Here is a 12,384-nt window from a genome sequence, read left to right on the forward strand (position 1 = left end):
TGGTAGTCGAGGACGCCCGGAGGGTCAAGGCGAGCAGGAGTCCCTTGACGGGTCCGTGAATGCTCCTATATCGTCGGCCAGGCTGGATCGCTTCTCCCGGGAGAACGCCGCTTGCGCAGTCGCCCGATCCGACCATTGACCCTGATGGACGTCATGGTCCTCGTCGCGGCCACGGCCGCCGCGTTCGCAATGGAGCGGTTCTTCGAAGGTAAAGTCGGCGTCCGAGCGACCCTGAATCTTCCCGGCGACTGGCTCCAGCGACTTTGGGTGGGGATGCCGACCTACCTCGCGGTCTCCTGGTCGCTGGCGTTAATTCCGCTCCGATGGGCCGGGCTCCGCCCTTCGACAAGCCGGATCGCCCGCCAGCCCGGGATGGTGGCCTGCGTGGCAACGATCGGGGCGATGATCCTTGGCATCGGCTTGAATGCGGCCCAGGCCGCGATGACCCTGTCCGTGGATCAGCCGGGGATGACCTATACATACAGCCCGAACTATTACTGGTACGGGGGCACCGGGATGATCGGGCCGGTCGTCACGGGAGCCTGGGTGGCGCTGGCCCTGGGCGGTCGGTGGTCGCCCGAGCGCTCGTGGATCGACCGCCTCGGCCGGCTCCTGGGTGCCTACTGGGTTATCTCATTCCCGATGACGATCTTGCACCCGATCGTCGCCTGGCTGGTCCCCTACGTGCCCTACCTCAGTAGATGAGGAACCGTCGATGAAGCCCAGGCCCCGCCCGATCGGTCGATTCGACCTCATCCAGCTCGGGATCGTGGCAGTGCTGAGTCTGGCCTCGGGCGTCGTCGCCGACCGCGAGCAGGCCGCCCAGCAAAGCTTCAACGCGTCCTTCGTCGAACAGATCGAGAATCGATCCTGGTCGCATCTGCCCGCCTGGGCCCGCAAGCTCTGGCAGCCATCGGGGAGGCTGCTCGTCGACGGCTTCGCCTTGCTGGCCGCGGCCGGGCCCGGCCTGGCTTGGGTCGCCTATCGCCCTGGGAGGGGGATGCGGCGGGGCCGATCGGGACCGGGGCATATTGCCTTATGGATCGCCGTCGGGGTCTTCGCGGGCTTCGCGGTCGTGGTCGCGCTCGAACGATGGGTCAGCCCATTGATCGTGCTCCCACCGGGGACGAGCCGGGGGACTCCGGTGGGCCCGCCCATGGAGTGGGCGAACTTCTCGTACCGCCCGGCCTTGCAGATCCCCTGGATGATCCTCGGGGCCTGGTCCTACCTGGCCCTGACCCGACAATGGCGACCCCCCATCGACCTCGCGGATCGGCTCGGCCGATGGCTCGGATGGCTCTGGTTTGGCCTGATGGGATGGCAGGGATTCGTCACGATGTTATTCCATCTCTGAGCCTGCCATTCCCCGGCCTTCGGCGGGGGCGGCCCCTCGGACTCATCGAGAAGGAGCCGGTCCCTGGTTGATCTCCAGCTCGATCTCCCAGACCTTGATCCCGCCGAGCTTCGCCCGGAGCTTGTAGGTGGTCGGCCCAGCCTGGGGCGTCGGCGGTGCGGGAGCGACCGGGGCCGGAGCGGGAGTCGGAGTCTCGAAGGCGGCGGGGGCGACCCGGTCGTCCTTGGCCTGGGCGTACACCTTCTCCGAGGATGGTCCCTCGGCCAGGTTGATCCCGTCATGGGTCAGGAGGGTCCCCTTGGCCTCCTCCAGCGCGGCGATCGAGGTGTTGTAGCTGGCCAGGAACTGGGCCTCCTGGGAAATCGCGTTGGCGTACTGGTTGATCGCGTCGAGCAGGCGGTCGACCGCGATCCGACCTTCGTTGTAGAACGCCCTCTGGGATTCGAGCCTCTGCCGGGCGGCGGCCTGGAGCTTCCGGGCGGTCTGGAACTGCCTGTAATTCGAGTCGACTTCGAGGAAGAACCGGGACAGCGTGTGGGTCGAGTCCTGGATCGTCCTCGGGAGCAAGGCCTGTTGCCGATCCAGGTTCCGTCGGCTCTCCTCGCGTCGTTCGGGCGCGATGGTCGGGTTCTCTCCGTCGATGAGGGCGGCCAACTCGGCGGCGGCGACCTGCTCGCGCTGGAGGGCGATCGCGGGATCGGAAGCGAGCATCGTCGCGAGGCTGGCCTCCCACTCCGGTTGGACCTTCGCCTCGGTCGGCGAGCTGGCCGGGATGATCCGACGGTTATCGGCGGCGGGTAGGCCCAGGATGTTCCGCAATTGCCGCTCGGTCGTAATCCGGTCCGAGGTCGCGGTGACCAGGTTGAGCTTGAGGTTCTCGAGCTGCTGCTCAGTCTCGGCGATGTCGGAGGTGTTGCTCCGGCCGGTCGTCAGGTCGGCCCGCTCCCTCGCAAGAATCTCCTCGGCGAGCTTGACGGCGGTCTTCCGACTCCAGACCACAACCTGTTGCTGGGCGAGGGCCCAGTAGGTCTGCTCGACCGACCGGACGTGGGCCATGAGCGCGGCCTTGAATTGCCAGGCGGACTCATCGGCATTCAATCGAGCGATCACGATCGGGGTGGCGTTGGGCTCCCCCTTCGAGGGGGCCTCGAAACCTCCGAGCGACACTCCCTGGTCGCCCAGCGAGATCACTCGGACGGTCTCGGCATTCTCCAGGCCGATCCGGATCGCCTCGGGGAGCGTCAGGTTCCAGACTTCCGGGTCCTGGCAAGAGACCGGTCCGGTGGAAGCTTGCGGCTGATCGGCGGCCACCAGGGCCAGGGCCAGCAGATTCGCGAGGATCAGCATACGTCGGGCTCCGTCCAAACGTCCGAGGGGTCGGTCGGCACATCCATGATCGACGATGAAACGGGACGGCGAACCGGCCGATCATCCCGAAAGGCTTCGGACCTTCGACCGCCCCTCAAGCAGTCGGACTGCCCCCGATCGCCCCGACAGATTTCGGGCCTGTCCCGGTTCCTCCGGCCGTGCTATCGTCGATGGGCCCAGACCGGAGAGTCGCCCAGGACCGGATTTCCCTACCATGCTCGAAGGCCCGTTCGTCTTCGTCGACGTCGACACCCAGCGCGATTTCCTCGACCCCGACGGGGCGCTCTTCATCGCCGGATCGACCGCGATCCGCCCCAACCTGGCCAGGCTCACCGCGATCGCCCGAGACAGAGGCATCCCAATCATCGCCACGGCCTGCGTCCACCTGCCGAGCGACCCCGAGTTCGCCGTCTTCCCGCCGCATTGCCTGATCGGCACGCCCGGTCAAACCCGGATCCCCGAGACCGAGTGGCCGGACGGCCTGATCCTGGGACAGGGCGGGACCTTGCCCGACGCGATCCCACCGCACCTGACGCTCCCCAAGCAGCAGTACGACGTCTTCTCGAACCCCGACGCCGAACGGGTCATCGATTCTTATAGCCGAGGCAACCCGACCTTCGTCGTCTATGGAGTGGCGACCGACTATTGCGTCCGATGCGCCGTCGAGGGTTTGCTGGATCGGGGGAAGCAGGTCGCGATCGTGGCCGACGCGATCCGCGCGGTCGCCTCGGCTGCCGAGCCCGAGTTGCTGACCGGGTTCGTCCATCGCGGGGCGCTCTTGACGATGACCGACGCGGTGTGAGCCAATAGTCCCATGCGACCGGACCAGTTCAAGAAGCACCGGCAGGCTCCCAGGGTCGACGACCGGGCCCGCCGCCAGATTGCCATCGAGGCCGCCCGGCGGATGCTGGGCACGATCGGGCCGGAGTCGGGCGACCCTTCGGGGAGACTCCGCGACGCCTCCGAGGCCGAGTATTACGCCGCCAAGCGGAAGGCCGCCGCCGTCCTGGGCCGACCCGTCCGGCCGGGCGACCTGCCCAGCGACTCCGAGATCCGCGAGCAGGCCCTCATCCTGATCCGCGACGCCGCCCCGGTCGTCGTCCCGAACGACTCGCCCGAGCCCGAGCCCGGCGAGGAACTGGCCCGGATGGCCGACCACGTCGACCGGTTCGCCATCTACAAGCTCCGCCTGATGCCGCTGGAGTCGGTCAAGCAGCCCGTCAAGCCGCACCCCGAGGGGGACGCCCTCTACCACAGCCTCCAGGTCTTCGACCTGGCCCGGGACGCCCGCCCCTACGACGAGGAATTCCTCCTGGCGGCGCTCCTGCACGACGTCGGCAAGGCGATCGACCCGCACAACCACGTCAAGGCCGCCCTGGAGGCCCTCCGAGGGGCCGTCCCGCCGAGGACCCTGGCCCTGATCGAGCACCACGCGGCCTTCCTGGCCGCCCGGGAGAAACCCGGCGCCCACCCGCCCGTCGACGATCCGGACCTCCTCGAAGACCTGAAGCTCCTCCGCGAGCTGGACAACGCCGGGCGAGTGCCGGGTGCCTCGGTCGGGACCGTCGACGAAGCCCTCGACTACCTCCGAGGGCTAGAGCACGAGGAATATCTGGAAGGTTGAAACGGCGAAATCCGGGCTTCAGTCCGGAATCCCGAACCGCACCACCTGCCCCCGGTGGTCCGAGGCGAAGTTGGTGAACAACTCGTCGCGGAGCCCGGGGAGTTCGCGACGGACCCAGACGTGGTCGATGTCGAAGACCGGCATCGGCGAGGGAAACGTCCCTCGCCAGCCTCGACTGGCCCGCGAGGCCAGGACATACCCCTCGGCCTCGATCGCGTCGAAGCCCAGGCTCCGGCCCACGCTGTTGAAGTCGCCCGCCACCACGTCGATCGGCTCACCCGCCTCGCGAGCCCTCCGGCAAGCCCGCGCGATGTCGAGCAGTCGGGGCGTCCGGGAGAGCAGGGGATTGCTTTTGGCGTCGACCACCAGCAGGCGGACAACCCGGCCCCGGACCTCGGCCTCGACGACCATCCCCGCCCCGTCCGCGATCGACTCGCGACGGACCAGCCGGAGCGGGCCTTTCGAGCAGACCACCAGCTTGTACCAGTAGGAATCTCGCGGTCCATGTTGCACCTGGACCCGCGACGCCCCCGGGCCCATCGAGGCGACCAGGCCGTCGAGCCAGTCGTCGGGAGGGGCCTCGCTCAGGACGATGAGGTCGGCCTCGCGATCCAGGATCTCTCGGCGGATCGACGCTCGACGCCCCGGGCTCAAGCCCTGCCCGCCCCCCCAGATCACATTCCAGTGCAGGACCGAGATCTCCGGACCATGGGAAGTCCCCGGACCCGACCCGATCATCGGCCAGGTCGATCCGATCACGGTGGCCAGGCCCAGCCCCCCGAGCCCGAACCTCGGACCCAACAAGCCCCGCCCTCGACGGATCGCATCCCATCCGACCGCCGCCAGCCCCAGCGGGAGGAGCGGCAGGTACATCAGCAAGGCCAGGACGACCGAACGATCCCGGAGCACCTGCCCCACGACACCGGCCGCGATCGAGAGGACCAGGCCGATGGTGATCGCTTTGCGGATCAGCCAAACGGTGGAATGTAGCTTCAACGATCGACCGGCTTGCGGGGCGAAGGGGCCGGAGGCGCCGGCGGGACCGCCGGGTCGTCGCCGATCGAGGTGTGATCGTGGACGATCTTCCATCCATCGGGGAACTTCCGGACGATCAGGGTGAACAGTCCGCCGGGCTTCTTGCCATCGGGGAGTTCCAGCTTCCAGGCCCCTCGGACGAAGGCGGAATCGGCGCCCAGGGTCTTGATCTCGACCTTCGAGAAGGCCACCTTGCCCATGGCCTTCCCCTCGGCCTTGTATCGCTTCTGGTAGCGCTCGCGCATCGCGTCGAAGCCGTCGTGGCGATCGCCGCCGGACTGGAAGACGACCTCGGGCGAGTGCCAGTAGCCTTCGAGGAAGGCGTCGAGATCCCCCTTGTTCCAGTCGGCCTCCTGCTTATCGAGCACCGCCTTGATGGCCGAGACCTCGGCGTCCGGGCTATCGGCATGGAGCCCGCTGGACAGGGCGGCCGCGACCGCGACGACCAGCGCGGTGATCACGCCGAGCGACGGGCCTCGCGAGGGTTTGCTCATCGGTTCAGACCAGCCTCTCGATCGGGGTCGCCGTGCCCGGGAGGATCGTGTTCGGGCGGCCGGATTGGTCGGTGACGAAGGCGTTGGGGTCGATCCCCAGGTTATGGTACACCGTGGCCAGCACGTCCTGGTAGTGGATGGGCGTGCTCGCGGCGTAACCGCCGAGCTTGTCGGTCGAGCCGATCACCTGGCCCACCTTCATCCCGCCGCCCGCCATCAAGGCCCCGTTGACCGGCGCCCAGTGGTCGCGGCCGGCATCCTTGTTGATCTTCGGGGTCCGGCCGAACTCGCCCCAGACCAGGACCGTCACGTCCTTGTCGAGCCCACGGGCGTGGATGTCCTCGACCAGCGCCGAGATCCCCCGATCGAACAGCGGGAGGTGGTTCCGCAGGTGATTGAAGTTCCCTCCGTGCGTGTCCCAGAAGCCGTAGGCCACCGACACGCAACGGGCCCCGGCCTCGACCAGTCGCCGGGCGATCAGGAGCTGGTCGTTCCACATCGGGGCACCGTCGCCGAGGTGCTTCTCCGACCCCTTGCCGTATCGGTCGCGAGTCCTCGGGTCTTCGCGCTCGACGTCCAGGGCCTTCGCCACCTTGTCCGAGGTCAGGACCTCGAAGGCCCGGCGGTACTGGGCCTCCATCCCGTCGACCGAGGCGTTGTCGACCGACCGGCGGAACTGGTCGAACTCGTCGAGGAGCCGACGGCGACCGGTGAATCGGTCGGCCCCGACGGCGGTCTGCCGGGTCAGCTCCAGGTCGTCGCCTCCGCCGAGCTTGGACGCCTTGTACGACTGCCCGAGGAATCCCGCCCCCGCGCTGTTGTAGGGCTTGTGCTGCATGGTCGGGAAGAGGTCGACGAACGGCGGGACGACCGGGTCGACCGGCCCCTGGACCCGCGAGATCACCGAGCCGAAGTGCGGCTTGTCCTCGCGCTGGGCCTGCGACATCGGGTAGCCGGTCAGGTTCTGCCAGCTCGAATGCTCGTCGCGAAGCCCGACGATCGAGCGGAGGATGGCCAGCTTGTCGGTCATCCTGGCGATCTCGGGCAGCAGCTCGCCGATCGAGATCCCGGGAACGACGGTGGGGATCGGCTTGAACTCGCCGCGGATTTCGGCGGGGGCGTCGGGCTTGAGGTCGAAGGTATCCTGGTGGGCCAGCCCGCCCGAGAGATAGACCATGATCACGGCCTTGTGCGACCGTTCGACGCCCGCCGCGGCCTCGAGCCTCAGGAGGTCCGGCAAGGCCAGCCCGCCCATCGCCAGGCCGCCGACCTTGAGGAACGACCGGCGCGAGACGCCGTCGCAGTACCGGTGCCTCGGTCCCAGCAAGTTCAGCATCGGCCCGATCTCCCGAATCCCTCGGAGGGACCAGCCCGCCCCGCCAAGTCGACGAGAGCCCCGGACGGTCTCACAATATTGTTTAACCTACTATAGTCGACCCGACGGCCAGTGCAAGCTCGATACCGGAGTGACGGGCTTTCGATCATCGGGTGTGCCTATGGAATCTTGGGCTCGAGCCTGAGTCGCTTCCTGGGTGCCATGCTCTCGCGAAGCGTGAGCATGGGGGTGGCCTGGACGTCCTCTCATGCTCACGCTTCGCGAGAGCATGGCACCCGGCCCGGTGACCCCAGGAATCTGCGGGCACACCCCGATCATCGAGACATCCGAGGCCCATCCCCGTCGAAAGGCCAGGGCGGTTGGGTCGGGCCGAATGGCCAGGGAAACCACGATGCCAGTTCGAGCCTTCGGCGCATCGTTTCATGCCACTCGGCCTTGTCCCGATGGCGTCGCCGGGCCAACTCCGTCGATGGGACCTTCGCGAACCAACGATGATCTGCCGCGACCCCGGCGTGGAAGGCCGCCCGGTATCGGTACTCGGACCACCGCGACGCCCAGGCGATGGCGAGGGCCACGAAGGCCACGCCCGTCATCAACCATCGGATGCCGATCTGCTTTCGGTGCGACCTCATGACGGCATGCCTCCGTCACGGGGATTCACCAGCAAGCCTCGTAGAACTCCCGAAGCTCGGTGCATTCCCGGGCGGCCTTCTCGTGCATCTTGGCGAGCCTCCGATATTCCCGGGCGCGGGCCTGGGTCTCGGGCGAGTCTCCGGGGTCTCGCGCGGCCCGGGCGAAGTTGGCCGCCTGGAAGGTATGCTCGACCTCCTGGCGGGCGTACAGGCCGGCCCGAGCCCGGTAGGTGTGCCAGCGGATCCCGACCGAGATGTAGACCAGCGCGAAGGCCGAGAAGGCCAGGAGGATCGCGAAAGCGCGGACGCGGAAGGTGAGCATGGCGCTCGCACCTTAGGAGCAACGATTCGGGCGGCAGTCTTACCCCCCATGTTATCCGGTTTTCTCGCCGAATCGAATGAAACGATCCTGCCCCGGCGCGGCAGGGGCACGGCAAGCCCGGCCGGTCCATGTCCGGGCCGATCCTCGGGGGCGACTTCAACGGCTCATCGGGCCTCGTTCGAGCCGACCTGGTCCTGGCGGGACTCGGGTCGCGTGTCCCAGGCCCACGCCGTCATGCCCGCGCCCGCGATCCGTGTGCCGTCCGGACTGAACTGAACCGACAAGATCGGGCCTTCCGGATCATCCAGCCTGAGCAACTCCACGCCGAATTGGGCGTCCCAGATTCGGGCCGATCGATCTCGGCCCCCGGTGACGATCCGCGAGCCATCCGGGCTGAACGACGCCGATTCCACGGCGTCGGCATGCCCCTCCAGCGTCATCAGGGACTTGCCCGTGCGAGCGTCCCAGACCCGCGCCGTCTTGTCCGCGCCGGCGGTGATGATTCGCCGACCATCCGGGCTGAACGACGCCGAGTTTACGGCATCCTCATGCCCCTTCAACTCCAGCAGCCGGTGTCCCTTGCGTGCGTCCCAGACGCGCGCCGTCTTGTCCTTGCCCGCGGTGATGATTCGCCGACCATCCGGGCTGAACGACGCCGAGGAGACCGCGCCAACTTCGGGAATCGACGACACGAACCCGCCCGTGCGAGCGTCCCAGACTCGTACCGTTCGGTCGACGCTCGCGGTGACGATTCGCGTGCCATCCGGGCTGAATGACGCCGAGGAGACCGCGGCGACTTCGGGTACCGTCAGGATCCGCGTGCCCGTGCGAGCGTCCCAGACTCGTACCGTTCGGTCGACGCTCGCGGTGACGATTCGCGTGCCATCCGGGCTGAATGACGCCGAGGAGACCGCGCCGTCATGTCCCTTCAGTTGGTGCTGTTCGACACCCGTGCGAGCGTCCCAGACCCGCGCCGTCCGGTCGTCGCTCGCGGTGACGATTTGCAGGCTGTCCGGGCGGAATGACGCCGAGCGCACGGCAACCTTGTGCCCTTTCAAATCCAGCCGGATGAGCCCGGAGTGGGCGTCCCAGACCCGCGCCGACTTGTCCGCGCTGGCCGTGGCCAGGCGCGAGCCGTCCGGGCTGAAGGACACCGAGAAGATCCGGTCGGTGTGCCCCTCCAGGCGGAGTTGCTCGATGCCCGACTGGGCGTCCCAGACCCTTGCCGTCTTCACGAAGCCCGACGTCGCGATCCGCGACCCGTCCGGGCTGAATGTCGCCGAGAAGAGGGCTCCGGCGTCGTCGGTCACCGCCAGGATCGGCGTGCCGAGTTTCGCATCCCAGACCCGCGCCGTCTTGTCCACGCTGGCGGTGAGGACTCGCGTGCCGTCCCCGCTGAACGACGCCGAACGTAAGGCATCCTTGTGCCCCTTCAACTCCAGGAGTTGGAGTCCCGAGTGGGCGTCCCAGATCCGCGCCATCTTGTCCGCGCCGGCGGTGACGACCCGCGTGCCGTCCGGGCTGAACGACGCCCAGTTCACCCGATGACCGATGGGCCCCAGCGTCATCAGGGGCTTGCCCGTCCGTGCGTCCCAGATCCTCGCCGACTTGTCCGCGCTGGCGGTGACGACGCGCGTGCCGTCCCCGCTGAACGACGCCGAGAGGACGGCCTGCGTGTGCCCTTCCAGCGTCGCCCGTTGTTCCCCGGATCGAGCGTCCCAGACCCGGGCCACCTTGTCATCGCCCGCGGAGACGATTTGCAGGCCGTCCGGGCTGAACGTCGCCGATTGCACCGGCGCGCGATGCCACAGGACCACCCCCAGTTCTACGCCCTCCCGCGCGTCCCAGACCCGCACCGAGCTATCCCAGCTGGAAGTCACCAGTTTCGAGCCATCGGGACTGAACGATGCCGAGGTCAGGCCGGCCACGTGCCGCTTGAGCTCCAGCAACTCGGTCCGGCAGAGGCGGTTGACGTAATTCCATTCCCAACCCCTGAATTCCTCCCGAGTGCTCGCCAGCAGGATTCGGCCCGAGGCCTTGTTGCCGGAGACGCTCTCCTGATAGGCGGCCTGGACCGTCCGCCCATAGGTGAATCGGTCCAGCCTGTCGCGGGCGAACCTCTCGGCCACCCGCGCCTCCTTCTCCGCCGCCCGGGCCCGTTCCGCCGATCGCCAGAGGACGGCCAGGCTCGCCCCGAAGCCGATCAGCAACAGGACCAGCGTGGTCAAGGCGTAGCTCGCCGCCAGGGTTGGCTTGCGTCGGGCCCACTTCATCACCCGCTCGAGCGGGCCGGTCGCGCGCACCTCGACCGACTCACCCCTCTCGAACCGCTCCAGTTCCTCGGCCAGTGCCCCGCCATCCCGGTAGCGGTCGGACGGGTCCTTGGACAGGCACTTCAAGGCGATCAGTTCCAGGTCGCGAGGCAACCCCGGGACGTGGCGGCTTGGGCGTTCGGGATCATCTTCGATGACCTTCCGGAGCAGGAGGTGGGTGTCGGTATCCTGAAACGGGCGAATGCCGGTCAGGCATTCGTAGAGGATCACCCCCAACGCGTAGACATCGGCCTGCGGCCCGACGAATTTGTTGTCGCCTCGGGCCTGTTCGGGGGCCATGTACGCCGGCGTGCCCATCACCGCCTTGGTTTGAGTCAGATCGCCGCCGGTCGTCCGCTTGGCCAGGCCGAAATCGGTGACTCGAGGCTCCCCGCACTCGTCGAAGAGGACGTTGGCGGGCTTGAGATCGCGGTGGACGATCCCCTTCTCGTGAGCGGCCTGGACCGCCCGAGCCAGTTGGCCCACCAGCCCGACCGCGACATTCGGGTCGAGCCGGCCCTTCGACTTCAACCGATCGACCAGGCTCCCGCCGGGCAAATACTCCATCGCCAGGAAGGGCCGACCGTGGGACTGGCCGAATTCGTAAACCTGCACCACATTCGGATGCCGGATCGAGGCCACCACCTCGGCCTCGGCCAGGAACCGGATCAGGTCCCTGGGACTGGCCCGACCCCCCAGTGTCATCTTCAACGCGACGGTCCGGTTCAGGCCCACCTGGCGGGCCCGAAAGACCACTCCCATGCCGCCTTCGCCGATGGAATCGAGCTGTTCGTAGCCGGGAAAATCGCGCGAGGGCCACGAATCGAAGTTCGATGACGCGTTCGGGAGGTACGTACTGTCGGAATCGAGGTCGACCGCGAACCGGGTGGGGATCGAAGGGTTGAGATCCGGCGCGATCGATTCTTGGTCGGACCAGGTCCGCTGGAGATCGAGCGGGACCCGTGTCGACAGCGAATCCGGGTCCTGGACGGAGGACTCGGGAGTCGATGGCGAGGTCTCACCGACCTCCGGATCCTGGTCCGGCATGGGGGGCTCCGGGACACGACGGGAGCGAATCGAGATCGATAATACTCAAGGATCTGTCACGAACCAATCGTATCCGCCGTAAATCCGGGGTAAAAGCGCCAATCAGGCTCCGATCTTCGACCAGAAGAAGTCGAGGAACGGCAAGACCTCCTCGGCGAACCGCACGATCCGCTCGGGGAGATCGCGACGTTCCAGGTCGTCGTCCGATAGGGGATGATGGACGACGAACGATCGAAACCGGATGTACGACGCGACCGGGGAATCGGCCTGCCCCTCGAACCCCCTGGGCAACCGGGTGAGCGGCTCGCCCATCCCGAGCGCATTCCCCTTCTTGCCGACGGCTTCGATCACGCCGAGGAACCGATCGGCGTCGTCGGCCACGGCCTCGCGGAGGAGCTTCAGCGTCGGGGCCTCGGGCCGGTAGAAGCCGGCGGCGAGGAACGAACCGGCGGGCTCGACGTGGATGTAGAGCAGGCCCGGCCGGGACTTGTCCCCCTGGCGATGGAGGGCCGCCCCGACGTTGGTCTTGTACGGGCTCTTGTCGTTCGAGAACCGGACATCCCGGTAGATCCGGAAGACCGGATTCCTGGGCATCGGGGCCAGGTCGATCCCCTTCGAGGCCAGTCGACCGCCGACCTCGCCGACCAGTTCCCGGAGCGGGGCGTCGCACTCTTCGAGGAACGTCGCCTTGTTCGAGGCGAACCAGTCGCGGTCGTTGTTCTCCTTCAAGGCCCGGAGGAACGGCAGGGCCTGCGAGCCGAACCCGCGAAACCCGCCCGGATCGCCAGCAACCTTCTTCGCCGCCATCGGAGAGCCCCCGGACCCGGATCACGCAGGGTGGCGTCGAGCGGAGCGAGGCC

Annotated in this window: 12 protein-coding genes; 4 read left to right on the forward strand and 8 right to left on the reverse strand. The window is 67.7% G+C overall.

The annotated features are described in order from the left end of the window. Positions 1-111 precede the first annotated feature (111 nt). Both P12x_RS28590 and P12x_RS28595 read left to right on the forward strand, forming a co-directional pair. Positions 112-705 (forward strand): hypothetical protein, encoded by a 594-nt coding sequence (locus P12x_RS28590; protein WP_435008512.1) that lies wholly within the window; start codon positions 112-114, stop codon positions 703-705. A gap of 10 nt (positions 706-715) precedes the next feature. Then, the gene (locus P12x_RS28595; RefSeq protein WP_435008513.1) at positions 716-1,354 is read left to right on the forward strand and encodes a hypothetical protein; all 639 of its coding nucleotides are present in this window, start codon (positions 716-718) and stop codon (positions 1,352-1,354) included. Between the two features lie 42 nt (positions 1,355-1,396). Here P12x_RS28595 and P12x_RS28600 read toward each other — a convergent pair whose 3' ends face one another. Further along, on the reverse strand, positions 1,397-2,701 hold the full coding sequence (locus P12x_RS28600) for a TolC family protein (RefSeq protein ID WP_435008514.1): 1,305 nt from the start codon (positions 2,699-2,701) through the stop codon (positions 1,397-1,399). Positions 2,702-2,936: 235 nt separating this feature from the next. On the opposite strand from P12x_RS28600, the gene P12x_RS28605 reads away from it, so the two are divergent. Further along, positions 2,937-3,524: a cysteine hydrolase family protein gene (locus P12x_RS28605; protein ID WP_435008515.1), complete on the forward strand. Its 588-nt coding sequence runs from the start codon at positions 2,937-2,939 to the stop codon at positions 3,522-3,524. Positions 3,525-3,536: 12 nt separating this feature from the next. After that, complete coding sequence (locus P12x_RS28610; protein ID WP_435008516.1) at positions 3,537-4,346, forward strand: HD domain-containing protein; 810 nt, start codon at positions 3,537-3,539, stop codon at positions 4,344-4,346. 18 nt (positions 4,347-4,364) lie between these two features. On the opposite strand, the gene P12x_RS28615 is transcribed toward P12x_RS28610, so the two are convergent. From P12x_RS28615 to P12x_RS28645, 7 genes are all read right to left on the reverse strand, one after another. Then, positions 4,365-5,342, reverse strand: a complete 978-nt coding sequence (locus P12x_RS28615; protein ID WP_435008517.1) for an endonuclease/exonuclease/phosphatase family protein — start codon at positions 5,340-5,342, stop codon at positions 4,365-4,367. Then, entirely contained in the window at positions 5,339-5,875 is a 537-nt protein-coding gene (locus P12x_RS28620; protein WP_435008518.1) for a YybH family protein, read from the reverse strand. The genes P12x_RS28615 and P12x_RS28620 overlap by 4 nt, the downstream gene beginning before the upstream one ends. A 4-nt stretch (positions 5,876-5,879) precedes the next feature. Continuing rightward, complete coding sequence (locus P12x_RS28625) at positions 5,880-7,211, reverse strand: DUF1501 domain-containing protein (RefSeq protein ID WP_435008519.1); 1,332 nt, start codon at positions 7,209-7,211, stop codon at positions 5,880-5,882. Positions 7,212-7,525: 314 nt separating this feature from the next. Then, complete coding sequence (locus P12x_RS28630) at positions 7,526-7,843, reverse strand: hypothetical protein (protein ID WP_435008520.1); 318 nt, start codon at positions 7,841-7,843, stop codon at positions 7,526-7,528. A 25-nt stretch (positions 7,844-7,868) separates the two neighbouring features. Further along, the gene (locus P12x_RS28635; RefSeq protein WP_435008521.1) at positions 7,869-8,165 is read right to left on the reverse strand and encodes a hypothetical protein; all 297 of its coding nucleotides are present in this window, start codon (positions 8,163-8,165) and stop codon (positions 7,869-7,871) included. A 164-nt stretch (positions 8,166-8,329) separates the two neighbouring features. After that, positions 8,330-11,524 (reverse strand): protein kinase domain-containing protein, encoded by a 3,195-nt coding sequence (locus P12x_RS28640; protein ID WP_435008522.1) that lies wholly within the window; start codon positions 11,522-11,524, stop codon positions 8,330-8,332. 102 nt (positions 11,525-11,626) lie between these two features. Further along, entirely contained in the window at positions 11,627-12,331 is a 705-nt protein-coding gene (locus P12x_RS28645) for a DUF2461 domain-containing protein (protein WP_435008523.1), read from the reverse strand. Positions 12,332-12,384: the final 53 nt, after the last annotated feature.

The organism is Tundrisphaera lichenicola, assembly GCF_051175385.1.
In the GTDB taxonomy this organism is placed as follows: Bacteria; Planctomycetota; Planctomycetia; order Isosphaerales; family Isosphaeraceae; genus Tundrisphaera; species Tundrisphaera lichenicola.

What these genes read in the sequence shown, in the direction of transcription:
- P12x_RS28600 (WP_435008514.1), bottom strand. Translation starts at nt 2,701, where the DNA reads ATGCTGATCCTCGCGAATCTGCTGGCCCTGGCCCTGGTGGCCGCCGAT.
- P12x_RS28630 (WP_435008520.1), bottom strand. Translation starts at nt 7,843, where the DNA reads ATGAGGTCGCACCGAAAGCAGATCGGCATCCGATGGTTGATGACGGGC.
- P12x_RS28605 (WP_435008515.1), top strand. Translation starts at nt 2,937, where the DNA reads ATGCTCGAAGGCCCGTTCGTCTTCGTCGACGTCGACACCCAGCGCGAT.
- P12x_RS28640 (WP_435008522.1), bottom strand. Translation starts at nt 11,524, where the DNA reads ATGCCGGACCAGGATCCGGAGGTCGGTGAGACCTCGCCATCGACTCCC.
- P12x_RS28595 (WP_435008513.1), top strand. Translation starts at nt 716, where the DNA reads ATGAAGCCCAGGCCCCGCCCGATCGGTCGATTCGACCTCATCCAGCTC.
- P12x_RS28610 (WP_435008516.1), top strand. Translation starts at nt 3,537, where the DNA reads ATGCGACCGGACCAGTTCAAGAAGCACCGGCAGGCTCCCAGGGTCGAC.
- P12x_RS28645 (WP_435008523.1), bottom strand. Translation starts at nt 12,331, where the DNA reads ATGGCGGCGAAGAAGGTTGCTGGCGATCCGGGCGGGTTTCGCGGGTTC.
- P12x_RS28620 (WP_435008518.1), bottom strand. Translation starts at nt 5,875, where the DNA reads ATGAGCAAACCCTCGCGAGGCCCGTCGCTCGGCGTGATCACCGCGCTG.
- P12x_RS28625 (WP_435008519.1), bottom strand. Translation starts at nt 7,211, where the DNA reads ATGCTGAACTTGCTGGGACCGAGGCACCGGTACTGCGACGGCGTCTCG.
- P12x_RS28635 (WP_435008521.1), bottom strand. Translation starts at nt 8,165, where the DNA reads ATGCTCACCTTCCGCGTCCGCGCTTTCGCGATCCTCCTGGCCTTCTCG.